The organism is Lactiplantibacillus sp. YT640, from assembly GCF_049745435.1.
Lineage (GTDB): Bacteria > Bacillota > Bacilli > Lactobacillales > Lactobacillaceae > Lactiplantibacillus > Lactiplantibacillus plantarum.
Genome location: NZ_JBMNVY010000004.1, coordinates 62,923 through 84,872, shown reverse-complemented (window position 1 = coordinate 84,872; position 21,950 = coordinate 62,923). Strand labels below are relative to the sequence as shown.

General features: G+C 46.1%; 22 protein-coding genes. 20 read left to right on the top strand and 2 right to left on the bottom strand.

Annotated elements, in window-relative coordinates; translation table 11 throughout:
• Positions 1 to 8 precede the first annotated feature (8 nt).
• Both ACOV1R_RS04420 and ACOV1R_RS04415 read left to right on the top strand, forming a co-directional pair.
• Complete coding sequence (locus ACOV1R_RS04420) at positions 9 to 944, top strand: osmoprotectant ABC transporter substrate-binding protein (RefSeq protein WP_128485042.1); 936 nt, start codon at positions 9 to 11, stop codon at positions 942 to 944.
• Positions 944 to 1,597: an ABC transporter permease gene (locus ACOV1R_RS04415; protein WP_003640359.1), complete on the top strand. Its 654-nt coding sequence runs from the start codon at positions 944 to 946 to the stop codon at positions 1,595 to 1,597. The genes ACOV1R_RS04420 and ACOV1R_RS04415 overlap by 1 nt, the downstream gene beginning before the upstream one ends.
• Before the next feature lie 205 nt (positions 1,598 to 1,802).
• Here the strand turns inward: ACOV1R_RS04415 and ACOV1R_RS04410 are convergent, their stop codons facing one another.
• Positions 1,803 to 2,138, bottom strand: coding sequence for a hypothetical protein (locus ACOV1R_RS04410; protein WP_003645156.1), 336 nt, complete (start codon positions 2,136 to 2,138; stop codon positions 1,803 to 1,805).
• Positions 2,139 to 2,330: 192 nt separating this feature from the next.
• On the opposite strand from ACOV1R_RS04410, the gene gmk reads away from it, so the two are divergent.
• The 12 genes from gmk (at position 2,331) to ACOV1R_RS04350 (ending at position 14,667) form a co-directional block, all read left to right on the top strand.
• Complete coding sequence (gene gmk, locus ACOV1R_RS04405) at positions 2,331 to 2,951, top strand: guanylate kinase (RefSeq protein ID WP_054519030.1); 621 nt, start codon at positions 2,331 to 2,333, stop codon at positions 2,949 to 2,951.
• A complete protein-coding gene (gene rpoZ / locus ACOV1R_RS04400) occupies positions 2,948 to 3,160 on the top strand; it encodes a DNA-directed RNA polymerase subunit omega (protein ID WP_003640362.1) in 213 nt (70 codons plus the stop codon). The genes gmk and rpoZ overlap by 4 nt, the downstream gene beginning before the upstream one ends.
• A 52-nt stretch (positions 3,161 to 3,212) precedes the next feature.
• Positions 3,213 to 4,550 (top strand): bifunctional phosphopantothenoylcysteine decarboxylase/phosphopantothenate--cysteine ligase CoaBC, encoded by a 1,338-nt coding sequence (coaBC, locus tag ACOV1R_RS04395; RefSeq protein ID WP_003640363.1) that lies wholly within the window; start codon positions 3,213 to 3,215, stop codon positions 4,548 to 4,550.
• 22 nt (positions 4,551 to 4,572) lie between these two features.
• The gene (priA, locus tag ACOV1R_RS04390) at positions 4,573 to 6,990 is read left to right on the top strand and encodes a primosomal protein N' (protein ID WP_016511359.1); all 2,418 of its coding nucleotides are present in this window, start codon (positions 4,573 to 4,575) and stop codon (positions 6,988 to 6,990) included.
• A gap of 23 nt (positions 6,991 to 7,013) precedes the next feature.
• Complete coding sequence (gene fmt / locus ACOV1R_RS04385; protein ID WP_003645154.1) at positions 7,014 to 7,967, top strand: methionyl-tRNA formyltransferase; 954 nt, start codon at positions 7,014 to 7,016, stop codon at positions 7,965 to 7,967.
• Positions 7,964 to 9,307 carry a 16S rRNA (cytosine(967)-C(5))-methyltransferase RsmB gene (gene rsmB, locus ACOV1R_RS04380; RefSeq protein ID WP_003645153.1) on the top strand — a complete coding sequence of 448 codons (1,344 nt, stop codon included), beginning with the start codon at positions 7,964 to 7,966 and terminating at the stop codon, positions 9,305 to 9,307. The genes fmt and rsmB overlap by 4 nt, the downstream gene beginning before the upstream one ends.
• Positions 9,308 to 9,324: 17 nt before the next feature.
• Entirely contained in the window at positions 9,325 to 10,071 is a 747-nt protein-coding gene (locus ACOV1R_RS04375) for a Stp1/IreP family PP2C-type Ser/Thr phosphatase (RefSeq protein WP_003640367.1), read from the top strand.
• The gene (pknB, locus tag ACOV1R_RS04370) at positions 10,068 to 12,092 is read left to right on the top strand and encodes a Stk1 family PASTA domain-containing Ser/Thr kinase (protein WP_003645152.1); all 2,025 of its coding nucleotides are present in this window, start codon (positions 10,068 to 10,070) and stop codon (positions 12,090 to 12,092) included. The genes ACOV1R_RS04375 and pknB overlap by 4 nt, the downstream gene beginning before the upstream one ends.
• An 84-nt stretch (positions 12,093 to 12,176) precedes the next feature.
• Positions 12,177 to 13,073: a ribosome small subunit-dependent GTPase A gene (gene rsgA / locus ACOV1R_RS04365; RefSeq protein ID WP_003644320.1), complete on the top strand. Its 897-nt coding sequence runs from the start codon at positions 12,177 to 12,179 to the stop codon at positions 13,071 to 13,073.
• A 9-nt stretch (positions 13,074 to 13,082) separates the two neighbouring features.
• A complete protein-coding gene (gene rpe / locus ACOV1R_RS04360; RefSeq protein ID WP_003645151.1) occupies positions 13,083 to 13,736 on the top strand; it encodes a ribulose-phosphate 3-epimerase in 654 nt (217 codons plus the stop codon).
• On the top strand, positions 13,736 to 14,395 hold the full coding sequence (locus tag ACOV1R_RS04355) for a thiamine diphosphokinase (protein WP_003645150.1): 660 nt from the start codon (positions 13,736 to 13,738) through the stop codon (positions 14,393 to 14,395). The genes rpe and ACOV1R_RS04355 overlap by 1 nt, the downstream gene beginning before the upstream one ends.
• 128 nt (positions 14,396 to 14,523) lie before the next feature.
• On the top strand, positions 14,524 to 14,667 hold the full coding sequence (locus ACOV1R_RS04350; protein WP_162483679.1) for a hypothetical protein: 144 nt from the start codon (positions 14,524 to 14,526) through the stop codon (positions 14,665 to 14,667).
• 84 nt (positions 14,668 to 14,751) lie between these two features.
• On the opposite strand, the gene rpmB is transcribed toward ACOV1R_RS04350, so the two are convergent.
• Positions 14,752 to 14,937 (bottom strand): 50S ribosomal protein L28, encoded by a 186-nt coding sequence (rpmB, locus tag ACOV1R_RS04345; protein WP_003638622.1) that lies wholly within the window; start codon positions 14,935 to 14,937, stop codon positions 14,752 to 14,754.
• Between the two features lie 235 nt (positions 14,938 to 15,172).
• On the opposite strand from rpmB, the gene ACOV1R_RS04340 reads away from it, so the two are divergent.
• The 6 genes from ACOV1R_RS04340 (at position 15,173) to rnc (ending at position 21,944) form a co-directional block, all read left to right on the top strand.
• On the top strand, positions 15,173 to 15,535 hold the full coding sequence (locus tag ACOV1R_RS04340; RefSeq protein ID WP_003638623.1) for an Asp23/Gls24 family envelope stress response protein: 363 nt from the start codon (positions 15,173 to 15,175) through the stop codon (positions 15,533 to 15,535).
• Positions 15,536 to 15,571: 36 nt separating this feature from the next.
• Entirely contained in the window at positions 15,572 to 17,278 is a 1,707-nt protein-coding gene (locus tag ACOV1R_RS04335) for a DAK2 domain-containing protein (RefSeq protein ID WP_015380275.1), read from the top strand.
• A gap of 142 nt (positions 17,279 to 17,420) precedes the next feature.
• Positions 17,421 to 19,460, top strand: a complete 2,040-nt coding sequence (gene recG / locus ACOV1R_RS04330) for an ATP-dependent DNA helicase RecG (protein WP_003645148.1) — start codon at positions 17,421 to 17,423, stop codon at positions 19,458 to 19,460.
• A 41-nt stretch (positions 19,461 to 19,501) separates the two neighbouring features.
• Positions 19,502 to 20,548, top strand: a complete 1,047-nt coding sequence (gene plsX / locus ACOV1R_RS04325; RefSeq protein WP_003644323.1) for a phosphate acyltransferase PlsX — start codon at positions 19,502 to 19,504, stop codon at positions 20,546 to 20,548.
• A 38-nt stretch (positions 20,549 to 20,586) separates the two neighbouring features.
• On the top strand, positions 20,587 to 20,832 hold the full coding sequence (acpP, locus tag ACOV1R_RS04320; RefSeq protein WP_003640376.1) for an acyl carrier protein: 246 nt from the start codon (positions 20,587 to 20,589) through the stop codon (positions 20,830 to 20,832).
• Positions 20,833 to 21,248: 416 nt separating this feature from the next.
• Positions 21,249 to 21,944, top strand: a complete 696-nt coding sequence (gene rnc, locus ACOV1R_RS04315; RefSeq protein ID WP_003640377.1) for a ribonuclease III — start codon at positions 21,249 to 21,251, stop codon at positions 21,942 to 21,944.
• The last annotated feature ends 6 nt before the right edge of the window (positions 21,945 to 21,950 follow it).

Below are 21,950 nucleotides of genomic sequence, written 5' to 3'. Positions count from 1 at the left end.
GATTAAAGATGAAGAAAATTAAAAAGTGGTTGTTAGGTGTTTTCGCAACGGTCGCCAGTGCGTTATTATTGGCCGGCTGTGGCTTTCCGGGTTTGTCAGGAACTTCATCCGATACGATCCGGATTGCGTCACAAAACACGACTGAACAACAGATCATGGCGTACATGATTCAAGATATGATTAAGCATTATTCTAATTTGAATACGACGATCATTAACAATTTAGGTTCTGGGACGGTTAGTTTCAATGCTTTGAAGAATGATCAGGCTGATATTTCAGCGATTCGTTACACTGGGACGGACTTAACGACGATTCTGGGTGAAAAGATGGATCGGAGTAATATCAAGTCGATTGACCAAAAAGTTCGCTCACAGTTCAACAGCAAGTATCAAATGACCTATTTCCCAAGTTATGGGTTCGCAGATACCTATGCTTTTATGGTGACGAAAGCGACGGCCAAAAAATACCATCTAAATACGGTTAGTGATATGAAAAAAGTAGCCTCGAAGCTGACGGTCGGTTTGGATCAAATCTGGACTGAACGAAAAGGTGACGGCTATCCTGCCTTTAAGAAGTTGTATGGCTTTCAATTTGGGAAGACTTATCCAATGCAAATTGGTTTAGTTTATGATGCCTTGGAATCAGGTAAAATGGATGCCATCCTCGGATACTCGACTGATGGTCGGATTGGTAGTTATGATCTGAAGATTTTAAAGGATGATAAGAATTTCTTCCCACCATACAATGCGAGTGCGGTTGCAATGAACAAGATCTTGAAAGCTCATCCGAAGTTGAAGCCAATCTTGAATCGATTAAACGGTAAAATCAGCTTAAAGACGATGCAAAACTTGAACTATCAAGTTGATAATAACTTAGTGGAACCGGAAGTTGTGGCTAAACAGTTCCTTGAAAAACATAATTACTTTGAAGGGAGTGACAAATAATGGCTCAGATGAACTTACTGCAACAGTTGATATATTATTACCAACAAAACGGTGTGTACGTGTTAAGCCAGTTCTCACGTCACTTCTTGATTTCAATTTATGGCGTGCTGTTTGCGGCAATTGTTGGGATTCCAATTGGCATTTTCATTGCCCATCATAGTCGGTTGAGTGCGACAGTGATCGCGATTGCCAATGTGATTCAAACGATTCCGTCACTAGCGATGTTATCAATCATCATGATTGGCTTGGGCTTAGGTGTGAACACGGTAATCGTCACGGTCTTTTTATACGCATTGCTACCGATTATCAAGAATACCTATACTGGAATGCAAAATGTGAGTGCTAGTATTTTGGATTCCGGTAAGGGGATGGGGATGACACGTTGGCAATTGTTACGAATGGTGGAGTTGCCACTGTCACTTTCCGTCATTATGGCTGGACTTCGGAACGCATTAGTGTTGGCTATCGGGATTACGGCCATTGGGACTTTCGTTGGTGCCGGCGGTTTAGGGGATATCATTATTCGAGGAACCAATGCTACGAATGGTGGTGCCATTATCTTGGCCGGGGCGTTACCAACAGCCTTAATGGCAATCATTGCTGATACGGTCTTGGCTTGGATTGAAAAGCGTGCTGATCCAACTCAAAAATAACGTCAGTGAGCGACAAGTAAAAGAAGCAATATAAAAATTAAGTTACTAAAAAAGATTGATTTACAGGTACTCCGTACTCACTCATTCAGGGAAGTCAGTGGAGCTGTAACATCAATCTTTTTGATTTGCATCAAAAACACCATGAGAATACGCAAGGTTGTATTGAACATGATTTCATCTTTTGATGCAAGTATTAATGATTAAACTAAACGCGTTTGATATAACGGATGGCGTCCGGGTCGACCAAGTGGGTCAGGTGTAACTGCCGATTAACTAGAACCAACTGACCACTAGCGAGGGTTTTTAACACTCCGTGAATATTATATGGTCGGGACTCAGTGAGCTGAGGCTGCATCTGGAGCATGATTTGATAGTGTTCCGTGTGCGCTTGAGCTAAGAACAAATCCCGCTGGAAAGCCGGCATCATTGGCAGTAACGGCGCAACGACGGTCGGGGCAGCAGTAAAGTCATCCATAAATTGGCGATAGGAAGCGTGTAAGTTCTTGGAAATTAGTTTCAAATTAGATTGTTGATTTTGCATATTAGCCACCTCGAACATTTGTTTGTGTTTCCATTATACGAACAGGCGTTCTAAAAAGCAAGCCTAAAATTTGAGAAAATTCACGAATAAAAATGAAAAAAAGCTGTGTAACCTTGATAATACTTGCAATATAGGGTTAAAAAGTGCAAAATAAACTTTAAAACATATTTTAATTAAGGGGAATTTGTGATCATGGCGAAACAAGGCATGTTAATCGTCTTATCAGGTCCTTCGGGTGTCGGTAAAGGTACCGTCCGCAAGGAAATCTTTGACTCAGATGATAACGATTTTCAATATTCAGTCTCGATGACGACGCGGCAAATGCGTCCGGGCGAAGTAGATGGCAAGGACTACTATTTTGTGTCCAAAGAAGAGTTCGAGGATGAAATTAAGAGCGGCGGTATGCTTGAATATGCCAAGTATGTTGACAATTACTATGGGACGCCCTTAAAATATATTAAGCAGTCGTTGGCGGCTGGCAAAGACGTTTTCTTAGAAATTGAAGTTAACGGGGCCATGCAAGTCCGCGAAAAAATGCCTGATGGCGTCTTCATTTTCTTGACGCCGCCGGATTTGATAGAATTGAAGCACCGCATCATTGGTCGTGGGACTGATGATATGAGTGTGATCAACAAGCGGATGGCAAAAGCGGTTGATGAAATCAAGATGATGCGTAATTATGATTATGCGGTTATCAATGATGAAGTCCCGCTAGCTGCTGAACGAATCAAGGCTATTATTCGTAGTGAACGGTTTAGTGTTAAACGGGTCATGCCCGAGTATGAAGAAATGTTAGGAGATGCGGAATCATGATCTTATATCCATCAGTTGATGACTTATTGAAGCAAGTTAATTCGCGTTACTCATTGATTATGTTAGCTAGCAAGCGGGCCCATGAATTGGACGCTGGTGCAGCACCAATGCTTAGCGAATACAAATCGGTTAAAACGATTGGTCGGGCCATGGAAGAAATTGCGGCCGGTGACTTAATGATCGATCCAGATGAAACTGACAAAGATTAGTAACAAAACGGTGTGCTGAGCCAGCTGGGGCTTGGCACTTTTTTTATGAAGAATGACGCGGACGTTCAGCTTCACGTTACTGTCGATTCTTGATACAATTGTTTTATTAAAGTGTAAAAATCTCGCTGGCACGGTTGCGAGATTTTTCAAAGGACGTGAAGAAGTGAGTATATGGACAAAACGCCATGTAACGGTAGTCGTTAGTGGTGGGATTGCGAGTTATAAAGCGTTAGTATTGATTCGTAGTTTGATGAAACAGGGCGCCGTCGTGCGAGTTGCGATGACAACCCATGCGGCAAAGTTTATCACGCCATTGACCTTTCAAACTTTAACGCAGCAGCCAGTGGTCATTGATGAATTCACAACGACTGACCCGCATCACGTCGTCCACGTCGCGTTAGCTGACTGGACTGAAGTGATGATTCTCGTTCCGGCTACCGCCAACTTGATTGCTAAGGTGGCTAATGGTCTAGCCGATGATGCCGCAACGACGACAATTTTAGCGACGACCGCACCCAAGTTTGTGGTGCCAGCAATGAATTCACATATGTACGCTAATCCAGCAACTCAGCGCAATTTGAAGCAACTGACGACGGATGGGTTACACGTCTTAACTCCTGCTACGGGTATGTTGGCGGAAGGCTACAGTGGTCAAGGACGCTTGCCGGAACCAGCGGTGATTTTGGCCTGGTTGACAGATCAACTGATTCAGTTGACACCTGATTTGCCATTAGCAGGACGGCGAGTTGTCGTCACTGCCGGCGGAACCCGAGAAGCCTTAGATCCGGTACGATTTATCACGAATCGTTCATCGGGGAAGATGGGCTACGCAGTTGCTCAAGTCGCACGGGAGTTAGGTGCAACTGTGACACTGATCAGCGCCACGACTCATTTAGCAGCGCCTAGTGGTGTTAAGGTCGTGACGGTTGATTCGGCTCAATCCTTATTGACGGCAGTCAGTGATATTTTTGATGATACGGATATCTTGGTCATGGCGGCGGCCGTATCTGATTATCGGCCGGCTGAATTAGCTGATCAGAAGATTAAAAAGCCAGCTGACCATGCTGACTTAACGTTACGATTGACAGAAACACCGGATATTTTAAAAACGTTAGCGGCCCGGAAGCACCAACAGTATGTGATTGGTTTTGCAGCTGAAACGCAATCATTGCTGGCTAATGCCAATCGTAAGTTAACTAGTAAAAAATTAGATTTAATTGTTGCTAACGATGTTTCCAAACCGGGAGTTGGGTTCAATGGTGATACTAATCAGGTCACACTGTTGCGGCCTGAGCAACAACCAGTTACGACGGAATTGACAACGAAAACTGCAATTGCCAAACAGATCTTGATGACGGCAATTGCGGATGGTGCAGGAACACAGGCATGATTAAGTAGAGAGGAAGAGTTGTGTGGCACAAATTGCCCAAGTATTAGTCGATGTGCCCACTATGCAGACAAATCGACCTTATAGTTATCGAATTCCAACCGCCTGGCAATCACAAGTGCAACCCGGCATGCGCGTCGTGGTGCCATTCGGCCGTGGTAAACGGCGGGTGCAGGGGTTTGTGTTAGCTCTTGATGACGTTACTAACTTTGATGGTGAGCTGAAACCAATCGACGCGGTCGTTGACCTAGCACCGGTTCTGAATACTGAAGCCTTAGCACTGACCAAGTGGTTGGCTGCCAGCACGTTTTCATTTCAGATTACCTGTGCACAGACCCTGCTGCCGGCGGTCATGCGTGCAAAGTATGAAAAACAGTTGCGAACAACAGCAACAACGCCCGCGACGATTCGAACGACGCTGTTTGGGGACCAATCGATGGTGCCGTTTGATGACGTCGCCACGACGCCGGCAATCGTCAGCCAGTTATTACGGCTGCAGGCGGCTGGGCAAGTCGATGTGTACTACCAAGTTAAAAATCAAGCACGGCGTAAAACGCAAACGGCGGTGAAAGCGGCCTTAACTAACGAAGCGCTACAGGCTGCAGTGGACCAGGTACGCGCCGGGGCTACACAACAATTGGCGGTGCTCCAGGGGTTGCTCACTTTAAATGGTGAACAGCTCTCGCAAAAGGCGTTTTGTACTCGTTTTGATGTCACGGACGGTGCCATTCGTACAGCAGTACAGAAAGGCTGGCTTAAAAAAGTGGCCGTCGAGGTTTATCGTGATCCCTACGCAACTAGTGATATTAAGACTACCAAGGCGTTACAATTGAATGATGAACAGCAAGTGGCCGTCGATCAGATTACGCAAGCCGTTGACCAAGCCGCAACCACCACGTTCTTGTTAGAGGGTGTGACGGGGAGCGGTAAGACTGAGGTGTACTTGCAATCGATGGCGGCCGCATTGGCACAAGGAAAAACGGCGTTGATGTTAGTGCCGGAGATTTCACTGACACCCCAAATGGTTCAACGCGTGAAGGGTCGCTTTGGTAAAGCTGTTGCCGTTTTGCACAGTGGATTGTCCAGTGGTGAGAAGTATGATGAGTGGCGGCGAATCCAACGAGGTGAGGCTCAGGTGGTGGTTGGCGCACGCTCAGCGGTGTTTGCCCCGCTAAAAAATCTTGGCTTAATCGTGATGGATGAAGAACATGAGAGCACGTATAAGCAGGATGATGCCCCGCGTTATCATGCTCGGCAAGTGGCTTTATGGCGTAGTCGTTACCATAACTGTCCAGTCGTACTGGGTTCGGCGACCCCATCGTTAGAAACGCGCGCCCGCGCAGAAAAGGGCGTTTATCAGCGCTTACTGCTTGCGGATCGGGTCAATCGACGGCCCCTTCCTAAGGTTTCAATTATTGATATGAAAAAGGAAATGCAACAACACGCTGAAAGCAATTTCTCAGCGCCACTGTTAGTTGCCTTGCAGGATCGGCTTGAACGTCATGAGCAGAGTGTTCTAATGCTCAATCGGCGGGGCTATTCATCGTTTGTGTTGTGCCGAGATTGTGGTTTTGTCTTGAAGTGTCCTAATTGTGATATTTCACTCACGCTACACATGGATACGCACACGATGAAGTGCCATTACTGCGGTCACGAAGAAGCCATTCCGCGGAATTGTCCGAACTGTCATAGTCGTCAGATCCGTTATTATGGGACGGGAACTGAAAAAGTCGAAGAAGAATTGCAAGACTTGCTTCCGGACGCTAACATTATTCGGATGGACAATGATACGACCCGTAAAAAGGGCGCCCATGCCAAGCTTTTAGCACAGTTTGGGAGTGGTGAAGCTGATATTTTGATTGGTACCCAGATGATTGCGAAGGGACTGGATTTTCCTAACGTGACCTTGGTCGGTGTCTTGAATGCTGATACGGCCCTAGGATTGCCAGATTTTCGCGCCAGTGAACGGACCTTCCAACTATTAACCCAGGTGAGTGGTCGAGCTGGACGGGCGGAAAAGAGTGGTCACGTGTATATCCAGACATTTAATCCGGATCATTATGCGATTCGGTTTGCACAACACCACGATTACGAAGGCTTTTTCAAGTATGAGATGCAGATGCGGCACCGGGGTGGCTATCCGCCGTACTACTTTACGGTTCAAATTACAGCGAGTGACTTAGATGAAGGGGTAGCGGCCAAGCGCATGTATCAGTTATTGCAATGGTTACGCCCGCGGTTGGCACCGTCAACGATTCTATTAGGTCCAACGCCCAAGCCAATCGCACGAGTCAATCGCCGTTATTATTATCAAATCGTGATTAAATATAAACAAGAACCCAATTTAGCTCAGACGCTGACAACGCTACTGCATGAGACGCAGGCGCAACAACGACAAGGGCTACAGATTGGCATTGACGTAGAACCCTTACATTTCATGTAATGGGATTAGGAGGAAGTTTGACAATGACATCAATCGTTTTTATGGGAACGCCTGCGTTTGCGGCACCGATTCTCAAAAGTTTAATTAAAGAACAATACCAGGTACTAGGCGTTGTGACCCAGCCAGACCGAAAAGTTGGTCGCAAACACGTCTTAACAGCTTCGCCAGTCAAAGAAGTCGCGGTTGCCCATGATATTCCCGTCTTCCAACCGGAAAAGATTAGTGGTAGTCCTGAAATGCAACAGATTATTGACTTGCAGCCCGATTTAATTGTGACGGCCGCTTTTGGACAGTTTTTACCAACAAAATTGTTGAAAGCTGCCAAAATTGGTGCCGTTAATGTCCATGGCTCGTTGTTGCCTAAGTATCGTGGTGGTGCGCCTGTTCAATATTCAATTATCAACGGTGAGTCTGAAACTGGAATTACTATCATTTACATGGTTAAAAAGATGGATGCGGGCGATATGCTGGCTCAGCGTGCGATTCCAATTGAAAAAAACGATGACACCGGGACGATGTTTGATAAGTTGAGCTTAGTTGGTCGCGACTTGTTACTGGAAACATTGCCCAAGTTGATTGCTGGCGAAATTACGGCGGTGCCACAGGATGAATCCCAAGTGACCTTTGCACCGAACATTCAGCCAGAACAAGAGGTCTTAGACTTCTTTACAAAAACGGCCGTTGAAATTGATAATCAAGTTCGGGGTATGCGGCCAGCACCAATCGCCTATGCGGTCTTGGATGGGAAGCGCACGAAGTTCTGGGATGTGACCCCGTTAGCTGACGAAGTGGTCACGCAAGCTCCTGGACAAGTGGTTCGCAAGACGAAACATGAGCTTGTGATTGCAGCTGCTAACCACACAGCGATTGCAATCAATCTGTTGCAGCCAGCTGGTAAACCGAAGATGACAATTACAGACTATTTAAATGGTGCGGCAGATAAGTTCGCTACCGGAGAGCAGGTTATTAATAAATGAGTACAGTTGGTAATACCCCCCGCTGGTTAGCGGTCGCCGCCTTAGCGAAGATTAAGAACGGTGCATATTCAAATTTGCAATTAAACCAGTTAATCAATGATCATCAGATGGATCGGCGTGACATTAATCTGCTGACAAATATGGTTTACGGTGTCATTCAACATCGGTTGACTCTCGAATACTGGTTGACCCCGTTTGTTCGACATCCGCACCAGATTGACCCCTGGGTACGGGAACTCTTATTGAGCGCATTGTATCAATGGCAGTATCTGGATAAGATTCCACAACGGGCCGTTTTCAACGAAACGATTGAAATTGCTAAGGTCAAAGGTCACCCTGGCATTCGGCGGTTTGTAACCGGCGTCTTACATCAAATGGATCGCTCAGGATTACCGAGTTTTGATGCGATTAAGGATCCTGATGAACGGTTGAGTGTGACTTATAGCATGCCAATATGGTTGATTCAAGAATTGCGGCGTCAATTAGGTGCTGAAAAGATGGAGCGAATCTTATCATCATTGAACCAACCAGCTAAGCAAGCCTTACGTGTCAACCCGGCCCTGTCGACGGTTGAAGATGTGACAACGGTGCTGATTAATGATGGTTTGACAATTACGCCGAGTGAAATCTCACCGTTAGGGCTGATTGCAACGGATGGTCAGGCTATTAATACTGAAGCGATGCGGTATGGCATGTTTACAGTTCAAGATGAAAGTGCACAATTAGTTGTGCCAGCACTCAATCTGCAGCCGAGTGATCGAGTCTTGGATGCTTGTGCGGCCCCCGGGGGCAAGACGACCCAGATTGCGGCTAGTTTAGATGCTGAGCAGGGTGGCACAGTCGTTGCCCTTGATATTCATGCTAATAAAGTGAAACTGATCGGCCAAAATGCGGCGCGCATGCACGTTGCTGATCGCGTTGAAGCCACCGAACTCGATGCTCGTAAAGTTGAGACGCAGTTTAATGCTGAAAGTTTTGATCGAATTTTAGTCGATGCTCCGTGTTCGGGACTGGGATTGATGCGCCGGAAGCCTGAGATTCGCTATGAGAAACAGTTGCAGGATAGTTTGAACTTGCAACGAATTCAACTGGCAATTTTGACAGCAGTCGCCCCAACCTTGAAAAAAGGTGGTATCATGACGTATAGTACGTGCACGATTTTGCAACAGGAAAATCAGGATGTGATTACCAAATTCTTAGCGGATCACCCAGATTTTGAGTTGCAAACAACGCCAACTGAACGAGACTTGAAAACTGATCGAACGGAAAAGACTTTGTCGATTTATCCCGATGATTATTTATCCGACGGCTTTTTCATTGCTTGTTTGCGAAAAAAATAATGGTGGAGTGGTAAACAATGGATTTTGCATACCGGTCGGATATTGGCCAACAACGTGAAGAAAATGAGGACTATGTCGGCTTTTTTCAAAATAAAGCGGGCATCAATTTTGCAATTGTTGCGGACGGTATTGGTGGCCACCAGGGGGGCGATGTCGCTTCCGAGATGGCAGTCTCGCACATGGGTTTTCGGTTTGAAAATACAACATTCAAGGAACCCAATGATGCCGTCAAGTGGCTAGCAAGTGAAGTTCAAGATGAAAATCAGCATATTATTGAAAAGGCCCGTGAATTTTCAGATCTAAACGGCATGGGTACGACAATGGTCGCCGCTTTGCTTTTTGATCAAAAGTTTTTGATGGCTAACATTGGTGATAGTCGGGGCTATCTTTTTCGCGATGGGCAACTCCACCAACTGACGGAGGATCATTCTTTAGTCAATGAGTTGGTCAAGCGAGGAGAGATTTCAGCCGAACAGGCCCGACAACATCCGCAGAAAAATATTATTACGCGGACACTAGGCATCTCACCAGATGCGGATATCGATACGAACCTTTACCAGATACAACCTGGGGACCAATTGTTATTATGTTCAGATGGGCTGACGAATATGGTGACTGACCAACAGCTTGCGACGGTTTTGGCAACGACGCAGACTTCGACCCAGAAGTGTGAGACGTTGATCAAATTAGCCAATGCAGCTGGTGGTAAGGACAACATTACGGCGCTGCTGATGGCGCTTGATGGTGAGGTGGCCAGTAAATGACACCCAACTATACCCTTAGCGGACGATATCGGATCGTTCGGTCCTTAGGTGAAGGTGGGATGGCCAACGTTTACTTGGCACATGACTTAATATTAGATCGTGATGTTGCGGTCAAACTGCTCCGGTTAGACTTACGTGATGATCCTAAGACCATCAAGCGATTCCAACGTGAGGCACTGGCAACGACGGAACTTGTTCACCCCCACATTGTCAGTTTGTACGATATTGGCGAAGAAAATGGCATGCAATACTTGGTCATGGAATACGTCAAAGGGATGGATCTTAAAAATTATATTAAAGAGAACTTTCCGTTACCGTTACAGCAAGTAATCGACATCATGGAGCAGATATTAAGTGCCGTGGCAACGGCCCACGCGCATAATATTATTCATCGGGATTTAAAACCACAAAATATTTTAATTGATGAGCAGGGCAATGCTAAAATCACTGATTTCGGTATTGCGGTTGCGTTATCTGAACATACCATGACGCAGACTAACACGATTTTAGGTTCGGTCCATTATTTGTCACCGGAACAGGCCCGCGGTAGCATGGCGACAAAACAATCGGATATCTATTCGTTAGGGATTATTTTATATGAGATGTTAACAGGCTCAGTTCCTTTCAAGGGTGAGACGGCAGTTTCCATTGCGTTAAAGCATTTTCAAAATGCAATGCCATCCGTGCGAGAGTTTGATGCGGATATTCCGCAGGCACTTGAAAACGTCGTCTTGCAGGCGACAACGAAAGATCCACGGGAACGTTATGCTACGGTCGAGGACATGGCCACTGACTTATTGACGGTGCTTGCTAGTAGCCGTGCGGGCGAAAAGCGCTTTGTACCGCAAGATGTCGGTAATGATGAGACTAAGATCATGCCCAGTGCGGATATTCAAGCAGCAATTGCGGCCAATCAAGACGGTAAGACCCAGGTCGTGGCGCATAAAAGCAAGCAACCAACACTCCAGCGCCCGGCTGAAACGACTGAGAGTCAGACAGATGCTGATGAAGAACCGTTACCAACACGTTCTTGGTCCAAACGACATCCGTTGCGGCGTCGGCTCCTCTTTTGGGGCGGTATTATTTTGTTATTAGTCGTGGCCGTGATCGTCGGTTTGGAATTAAGTCGGCCACAGATGACGACGGTGCCGAAAGTAACGGGCTTAAGTCAGCGTGCCGCAACTAAGGTCCTCAAAAAACACCATCTCACGGTCGGAACTGTTCAACATGCTAAAAGTAATCAGGTAGCCAAAAATCAGGTGATCAAATCAACGCCCAGTGTTAAGACGCGGGTCCAAGAACGTGCTCGCATTAATTTGGTTATCAGCAACGGTGCCAAGGTTATGAGCTTTGGTAATTATGTCAATGATAATTACCATGATGTTCGACAGACGCTTAAATCGGCGGGGTTCAAAGTTAAGGAAACTTACAGTACGTCGTCGGTTGCAGCAGGACAAATCATCAGTCAGGATGTTGTCGCTGGTAGTCGCGTGATGCCGACAGATACGACGGTGACGTTTACGGTCAGCGCTGGTAGCCGCTACGTCGAGCTAAAAGATTTAACTGGTGAGAGCAAGAGCGATATTCTGGACTATGCTGAGGCAAATGATCTTAATGTTAACTTTAAGCAGGGCTACTCTTCGGAACAGAAGGCAGGTTATTCCTATGATCAAGATCCAGATGGCGGTGGCAATGTCCGGACTGGGTCGACTATTACGGTGACCATGTCAAGGGGCAGTGATAATAACGTGACGACACCACAGAATTTTTATGTTAAACTAACGGTGCCATACAAAGCGTTATCGGCCACCACTGCCCAGGCCAACGATGTTAAGATTTATTTGTATGATGATACCCATATGATTGAGACCGTTTATCGCGATATTGCAATCATGCGGTCGACTAAGATTAGTTTACCGTTTCAGCTGACCGGTAATACGAAGGGGCATTACCGAATCGTGCGTAACGGGGTTACGATCATGGAAAAGAAGAATATTACAAGCAAAAATGCAACAAAATAAAGATAAGTCATGCGCAATGCATGACTTTTTTGGTACAATAGAGAAAAGTGGACCGTACCAAATAATATAAAAGGTGGTGCTAATTTGAAAATTGGACAAATTCGGCAATCGCTAAGCGGCTTTTATGACGTTTATGCTGATGGCCAAATGTATCGGACCCGTGCACGCGGGAATTTCCGGAAGCGGCGCATTACGCCACTTGTCGGCGACAATGTGGAGTTTGATGCGGCGACCCCACAAGAGGGCTACGTGTTAAATATTCTTGATCGACAGACCCAGTTGGTACGGCCGCCAGTGGCTAATGTTGATTTAGGTATCGTGGTAACCGCTACAACGGAACAAGAATTTTCAACGAATTTATTGGATCGACAACTGGTAGCTTTGGCAGTGGCAGGTATTGAACCATTACTCTACTTTGCGAAGACTGATTTACTAACCGATGAGGTGTACCAACAACGATTAACATTAGCGGACGCTTATCGGCAGATTGGTTACCAGGTCATCTGCGAACGAACCGCATTTTCACCGGCCGCCTTAGCCGCAGTTAAAACGGCTCTGGCTGGTCATGTGGCGGTTGTCATGGGCCAAACTGGTGCTGGTAAGTCAACACTGCTAAATCATTTACAACCAGGGCTGGCGTTAGCGACTGGTGAAATCTCGCAGGCGCTGAATCGTGGGAAACATACGACCCGTAAAGTCAGCTTGATCCCGATTGCGGATGGGTTGGTCGCTGATACGCCGGGTTTCTCATCCTATGAAGTTTTCGATATTGCCGCTAACGAGTTGACCCATTATTTTCCAGAGTTTGTGCGACTTAGCGCTGATTGCAAATACCGAGGCTGTGTGCATATTAACGAACCGCAATGTGCGGTTAAACAGGCATTGGCAGCTGGGGAGCTGTTAGCGAGTCGCTATGATAATTATTTACAATTCTATGAAACCATTAAAAATAAAAAAGTAATCTATAATAAGAAAAAGTGAGTGAGACTAATGATTAAAGTTGCCCCTTCAATTTTAAGTGCAGATTTTGCGAACCTTCAACGTGACGTTCAGATGGCTGAAAATGCCGGTGCCGATGCGTTGCATATTGACGTGATGGATGGTCAGTTTGTCCCCAACTTGTCATTCGGAATGAGTACTGTGGCGGATTTACGGCCAGTAACGTCATTAATGTTAGATTGTCATTTAATGATTATGGACCCAGAGCGGTTTGTTGGGCAGTTTGCAAAGGCCGGTGCAGATTTGATTGGTGTGCACGTTGAAAGTACCCGTCACATTTATCACGCCTTACAATTAATCAAAGATGCTGGTGTGAAAGCCGAAGTGGTCGTGAACCCCGGAACACCACTCGGCATGATTAGTGAATTATTGCCACTAGTGGATCAAGTTTTGATTATGACCGTCAATCCTGGCTTTGGTGGTCAACATTTTCTGGACCAGATGGTTGCTAAAATTGCGGCGTTGAACGAATTGAAGCAACAACACGGTTATCAATTTGAGATTGAAGTTGATGGTGGAATCAACGACCAGACCGTCAAGGCGTGCTATGACGCTGGTGCTACGGTCGCTGTTGCTGGTTCGTATGTCTATGACAGTGCGGACCCAGCGCAACGTATTCAAGATTTGAAGGTGGCGACCAATTAATGGCAACCATCGTAAACTTACTGGTTGGCGGACCGACTGCTAATTATCCAGCAGATTTAACGACGATTCCAGGACCATGGGTCGGCGCTGACCGTGGCGCGTTGCGTTTGGTGAAACGTGGTATCCAGCCCGTGATGGTCGTAGGTGATTTTGATTCAATTGATGCGGCTGAACTCCAGACTGTCAAAGATGCGTTGGTGGGCGCTATCGTTGTCAAACCCGACCAAGACCATACGGATACACAATTGGCGATTAAATCCATTTTCGAGCAGTTGCAACCGGATGAAGTGCATCTATATGGTGCCACGGGTGGTCGGTTAGACCATTTACTGGCCAATATGTGGTTAGTACTTGATCCGGTATTTCGTCAGTGGGCTCCGCAGATCAAACTGATTGATAAGCAAAATTCGGTTCGGTTCTTTCTACCAGGGGACTACCAGATCACGAAGGAAGCGGATAAACGCTATTTGGCGTTTGTACCGCTGATGCCGATGCATCTCACGTTACCCGATGAAAAGTATCAGTTGGACGCTGCTTATAATGCGTACCCGATTTCATGGGCCAGTAACGAATTCAGTGGCAATACTGGTCACTTTAGCTTTGATGCGGGGGTTCTAGCTGTTATTCAAAGTCGTGATGACAGCATGGCAGATGCGTAGGGTACCCCAAGGTTTCAGCTAAAATAAGACCGGTCGGTGAGTCATAAACTCATCAACCGGTCTTTTAATATGCAGTAACGACGTATCATCGGGGAGCTTGTTGGTGAAACGTGCTGATGTTTAGGTCGGTGGTCGTTAGTAGACCTAACCGGAAAGCTTATGTTGAAGCAGAACTTTTTGGTCAGACCCAGCTGGTTGTTTCCGACGATGGTACGGCAAGCATCCTCAATGATTCAGGTCATCATAATGGGCTGGTCAAGGCTGAATTATAAACTTTATAAAAAGTTGACGAGAAATTAGTAATTTTAGACAACAAAAAACGCCAGCCACAAAAAATGTGCTGGCGATTTGCTGCGCTAAACGCGCGTAACTTTACCTGATTTCAAAGTCCGAGCTGAAACCCAAACCTTCTTTGGTTTACCATCAACTAAAATGCGAACTTTTTGCAAGTTAGCTTTCCAGCTGCGGCGGCTGTGGTTTAAAGCGTGAGAACGCGTGTTACCAAAGTGCGTCCGTTTGCCTGTAACGTAGTCTTTTGCCATGTTGATCTGCCTCCTTCGGTAATTCATTGATAAAAGGTCGTCTTTATCATTCACTAGAATAATTTATCATAGATTAATAAAGGTTGCAATACATTTCTATCAAGTAATTTTACTTTACTGCTAAATTCCCAGTTTCCGGGCTTCTGTTAAGCAGTCGCTTAATTTTTCTTTCAAGAGTGGTTGTGCTATGATAAACTATCGTAAATGAACGCGTTAAAACAAGGAGGCTATTTTCATGGCTGTCAAAATCAAAACGCAATTTGGAACCATTGATATTGATAATGATGTTATCGCGACGGTCGTCGGTGGCGCCGCAACGGATAACTACGGGGTTGTCGGTATGGCGAGTCGGAACCAGATTCGTGATAATGTTAATGAAATTTTACGCCGCGAAAACTATGCGCGCGGTGTGGTTGTTCGCCAAGAGGATAATGGGGTGGCTATTGATGTCAACATTATCGTCAGTTATGGGACCAAAATTTCAGAAGTCTCACGCAATGTCCAAGCCAAGGTCAAATATAACTTACAAAACATGCTTGGCGTTACGGCCAATTCGGTCAACGTCATTGTCCAAGGTGTCCGGGTAATGAACGACTAAATTGATGTTGGTGGAAGCCAAGGAGGAATTTTGAAATTGAAAATCACCACGATTACTAATCTTGAATTTGGCAAAATGGTGCAGGCTGCTTCACAAAAGCTGAACCAACGTGCTGAATTTATTAATTCTTTGAACGTCTTTCCGGTACCAGATGGTGATACCGGGACTAATATGAGCTTATCGATGGCCAGCGGTGCCAAATATGAACGTGAAGAAACCAGTACAAAAGTAGGCGACCTAGCGTCAGCCTTAGCCAAGGGACTCTTGATGGGGGCCCGTGGTAATTCTGGTGTGATTCTATCACAAATTTTTCGGGGCTTTTCTAAAGCCGTAGCGGATAAGGAGAGCTTAACCGCTAACGATTTAGCAGCCGCCCTCGCAGCCGGTGCTCAGACCGCCTACAAGGCCGTTATGAAGCCGACTGAAGGAACTATCCTCACTGTCATCCGCAAAGCTGCTGGTGCCGGTAAGGAAGCTGTTAAAACGACCGATGATATTTGTGAAGTTATGGATGCCGTCGTTACGGCTGCTGAAGCTGCATTGAAGTCCACGCCGGACTTGTTACCCGTTTTAAAACAAGTTGGGGTTGTTGATTCCGGTGGTCAGGGGCTGACCTTCGTGCTGGAAGCCTTTAGTGACTCATTAAGCGGCAAGGTCGACGAATCACAGGACTATGTTCCGGACGATGCTGAAATGGATTCGATGATTGATGCTGCCCACCATCAAAGTGTGCAGGGGCAATTAGACCCGAATGATATCAAGTATGGCTACTGTACCGAAATTATGGTGCGAATCGGCGATGGTAAGTTAGTTGATCACAAGTTCGACTATGACACTTTCTATGAGTACTTAGCAAGATTGGGCGATTCATTACTTGTCATCAACGATGATGAAATCGTTAAGGTGCACGTTCATACGGAACATCCTGGCGATGTCATGACGTGGGGCCAACGTTTTGGGGCGTTGATCAAAGTTAAAGTTGATAATATGCGTCTACAACAAGAAACCATCATGGAACATGATAAGGAAGACGAAGCGCAAGCCGCTGCTGAGCCCGCCTTACCTTCACAACCACAAGTTGACATGCATGGTTATGCGATCATCTCTGTGTCATCGGGTGATGGGATCGGCAAGCTATTTAAGGGCTTGGGTGTCACCGACATCATTGCTGGTGGTCAAACAATGAATCCAAGTACCGCGGATATCGTCAAAGCTGTTAATGACAGTGGTGCCCAACAAGCATTAGTATTGCCAAACAACAAAAACATCTTTTTGGCAGCTGAACAAGCTGCGGAAGTTGCCGATGTCCCAGTTAAAATTATCCACAGTCAGACGATTTCGCAAGGCATGACTGCAATGTTGGCATTCAATGCTGAAGCTGATTTAGACGATAATCAGGCCGCGATGGAAGAAACCTTGAGTACGGTTGTTAGTGGTCAAGTCACACATGCTGTTCGCGACACGACGATTGATGGCCTTGAAATCAAGAAAGATGATTACATGGGCTTAGTTGATGGCAAAATCGTAATTACGAATCCAGATCGCGATACCGCTGCTTTGGATATGGTCAAAGCCATGCTCGACGAAGATAGCGAACTCGTAACGATTATTTACGGCAAGGATGCAACTAAAACTGACGCTGATCATTTGGCAGCTAAGGTGCAAGAGTTGGATGATGAATTAGAAATTGAAATTCATGAAGGTGATCAACCAGTTTACCCATTCCTTGTGTCAGTTGAATAGGACTAACCGTTAAAAATAGGGCTTAGCAGTGATGCTGGGGCCTGTTTTTGTACGGACGGATACTTCCCGCGGGATTGAAACGTTTTTTTGGTATAATTAATATTGGTAAAGGCAATTATTTTAGAAAGGGCGGTGGTCAGGCATGGGACAACAGTTGAGTGACGCGGTTGCAACTTTAAGTGGTGTCGGCCCAGCCCGCCAAAAAGGTTTAGCGGAGCTTGGGATTAATACGATTGCAGATCTATTGACCTATTATCCCTTTCGCTATGAAGATCTACAGGTCAAAGACGTCAATGAAATCGCCGATCAAGAAAAGGTGACACTAAAGGGTACTGTGGCTTCTGAACCTGTGCTAGCACGGTTTGGCCGTAAGAAGAATCGCCTGAATTTTCGCTTGTTAATCGACCATGACGTCTATATGGTGACTTTTTTTAATCAACCATACTTGATGAAACAGATTGAGACTGGCCAAGATTTAGCCGTTTATGGCAAGTGGGACGCCACGCGCAGTAGCTTGACGGGAATGAAGATCATCAATCCCAATAATGCGGATTCAGCGTTTGGTTCGATTTATCCGGCCAGCAAGACGGTCAAGCAGGGGACGATTCAGAAGATGATCAAACAAGCATATGAGTTATATGCCCCAGTCATTACGGACATTGTGCCTGCTAACTTACGTGCTAAATACCGACTGTTACCGCGGCGCCAAATGATTCATGATATGCACTTCCCAGCTAGTCAAGCCGATTCAACGGCCGCTCGACGCTCAGCGACCTACGAGGAGTTCTTGTTGTTTCAAATGCAAATGCAAGTTCTGAAGCAAACGGACGCGACGACGAACGGTATTGCGATCGCTTATGACAATGACCGACTAAAGGCGTTTATTAAAACACTGCCATTTGAATTGACCCACGCCCAAAAACGTGTCGTCAATGAAATTTGTTTGGATTTGAAGTCACCGAAGCATATGAATCGGTTGCTTCAAGGTGACGTGGGGTCCGGGAAAACGATTGTGGCTGCCATTGTCATGTATGCGGCGATTACCGCTGGTTATCAGGCCGCGTTGATGGCGCCAACCGAAATTTTGGCTGAACAACACGCAAATAACTTGGCCCAGGTCTTTGCCGACACGGATGTCAACGTTGCGCTGTTAACGGGTGCGACCAAGCCAGCTGCCCGCAAGACATTGTTAGCAGCGCTGGCTGCTGGTGAGATCAACTTATTGATTGGCACGCACGCCCTGATCCAGGACGGGGTGACTTATGCTAATTTGGGATTAGTTATTACCGATGAGCAACATCGCTTTGGGGTTAACCAACGGGCCGCCTTTCGTCAAAAAGGCGGGCAACCTGATGCACTAGCCATGACGGCAACACCAATTCCAAGGACATTGGCGATTACGGCGTATGGTGAAATGGACGTTTCTGAAATTGATGAATTACCGGCTGGTCGGCAACCGATTCAAACCACTTGGGTACGGAGCAACCAAGCTAATTCGGCGCTAAGCTTTGTTCATCAACAGATTGACAATGGATCGCAAGCCTATGTGGTGACACCATTGATTGAGGAATCCGAGACGCTGGATGTTAAAAACGCCGAGGCTCTGTCAGCTAATTTACAAGAGTATTTTGGGGCGAGTGTTAAAGTTGGACTGTTGCACGGTCGAATGAAACCTGAGGAAAAAGACGCGGTCATGGCGGCTTTTAAGGCGGGAGACATTCAGTTACTTGTTTCCACGACCGTGATTGAAGTGGGTGTTGACGTCAAGAATGCCACAATCATGATGATTTATGATGCTGACCGTTTTGGCTTGGCGCAACTACATCAATTACGCGGACGCGTCGGTCGTGGGACCAAGGCTTCATACTGTATTTTGGTGGCTGATCCCAAGAACCAGCAAGGGATTGAGCGGATGCAGATCATGACGCAGACAACAAATGGTTTTGTTTTGGCACAAAAAGACTTAGAATTACGAGGAGCCGGTGATGTGCTGGGGGTCAAGCAATCGGGAATGCCGGAATTTAAAGTGGGTGATCCGATTGCGGATTTGACCGTGCTACAAGTTGCCCAGCAAGATGCCCACGCAATCGTGCAGCAACCGGATTGGCAAAGTCAACCGGATAATCGGGCACTAGCCGCCTATTTGAGCCAGAAGTTGGCTGCGGTGGGGACGCTCGATTAATAACCTAAATACAGTACTGTGATGAGAGGAATGGTGACACAATGATTAAAATTGCGATTGATGCCATGGGTGGCGATTACGCCCCTAACGCTGTGATCGAGGGGGTCGAGCAGGCTCGTGATTTGTTTGAGGATACGGTCTTTTTATTATATGGTCAACGCGACGTGATTAACGCGCAACTGAAGAACCGTGATCGGATTCAAATCATCAATGCTGATGAAGTTATTACGATGGAGGATGAACCCGTACGTGCCGTTCGCCGTAAGAAGCATTCATCAATCGTAATGGCGGCTCAGGCCGTGAAGGATGGTCAGGCGGACGCCTTCTTTTCTGCCGGTAATTCGGGGGCCGTTCTGGCAGCCGGGTTATTTATCGTGGGCCGGATCAAGGGCATCGACCGACCGGGATTAGTGACGGTATTGCCAGTGGTACGCAATGCTAACCAATCGAACTTTGTGATGATGGATATTGGTGCTAATGCTGATAGTAAGCCACTGAACTTGCAACAATACGGTGTGTTAGGGACGTACTATGCAGAACGGATGATGCAAGCTAAGCATCCACGGGTCGCCCTACTCAATAACGGGACGGAAGATGACAAGGGAAATAAGGTCCATAAGGCAGCGTTTGAACTCTTGTCACAGACTGACGGTATCAATTTTGTCGGTAATGTTGAATCCCGGGACTTGTTGAACGGGGTTGCTGATGTCGTCGTAACGGATGGTTTTACGGGTAACGCCGTTTTGAAGAGCATTGAAGGTACGGCGCGTTCCATGCTCGGTTTAGTGAAAGATGCCGTCTATAACACCGGTATCAGTGGCAAGTTAGGCGGCCTATTGCTTAAGAATGGGTTTAATGAAATCCGGTCTCAAATGGACTATTCTCAGTACGGTGGCGCGGTCTTACTAGGATTGAAGGCGCCGGTCGTTAAGACGCACGGTTCCAGCAAAGCGCCAACAATCGTGAATACTATCCGTCAAATTCGCCAGATGGTCAGTACGGATATCGTCCCAGGAGTTGCGGAATATTTTGCTAATCAACAAGCTAATCAGCAAGCAAGTGTAGACATTCCTGCTGAAAACGATTAGAATACTTTAGTGAATTCAAGTTAGTGAGGGATCTTTACATGACGAAAGAAGAAATTTTCGATAAAATTGCGGATATCATTGCTGATCGGTTCGAAGTTGATAAAGCAACGATTACCAACGAAATGAACTTGCAAACCGATTTGGATGCTGATTCCATCGATTTTGTTGAGTTTGTACTGGAATTAGAAGACACCTTTGGTAGCGAAATCTCAGACGAAGATGCCGAAAAATTGTCAACGGTCGGCGAAGTCGTCGATTACGTGGCAGCGCACCAAGCAAAATAAGTTAATTGACCAAGCAAAAACAGGTAGCCAACATGGTTACCTGTTTTTACTTGTCTGACTACGAAAGTACCGATATCATTGTTATTGACCACTAAATCATAGTATAATGTTATGATATGCAATGTGTGACCTGTTGACTGACTGATTATCAGATGAATCCTTACTTAAGCGGACCTTTAACTTGTGTTTCTATTTTGTTAGCTTCTGATCATCCACGGTCGACTGCCACGGCTGGGTGAGACTGAACATTGCGTGTAAGAGTAGCACTAAATACATGTCGGAAGCACTCGAACGGCAGATGAATGACCACCTTAAATAATGATTCATGCTAAGTTAGGCACCACCAGTAACAGATTGTGATAACTGGCTGATCCAATGGGGTTAGTCGATAGAATGATAACGAAAGGAAGTTTCAAATGATTACAGAATTAGCTGCAATGTTGAAGGAACGGTTTGGCATTGTGTTTAACGATCCCGATTTATTGGCGGAGGCGTTTACACAAGCCTCGTATGTCAATGAACATCAGGATCAACAGTTGAAGTATTACGAACGGGTCGAATTTTTGGGGGATGCCGTCTTGGAGTTAGTGGTGTCCGAATATTTATACAAACGTTATAAAGACATGCCCCAAGGTAAGTTGACTCGTTTACGGGCCGCCATGGTTTGTGAAGAAAGTTTTGCAAGCTTTGCCCGTGAATGTGACTTTCCTCAGTACATCCGGTTAGGCAAGGGCGAACAAAAAGCGCATGCTTGGGAACGAGATTCACTTTTATGTGATATTTTTGAATCATTTGTCGGGGCATTGTACCTGGATCAAGGACGGGAACCTGTTTTGAAGTTCGTTCATCAAGTAATTTTTCCTAAGCTGGATGAGGGTCGTTTTGATGGCGTTTTTGATTATAAGACGACCTTGCAAGAATACTTGCAACGGGATGGCGATGTCGCAATCGACTATCAATTAATTGAACAAGATGGTCCAGCCAATGAGCGGTCTTATGAGATTGCCGTACTTGCCGATGGTCAAAAAATCGGTGAGGGCTGGGGGCATTCCAAGAAGGAAGCCGAACAGAGCGCTGCTCGGCAAGCTTATTCACAATTACAGCAAAAGTAACCATTA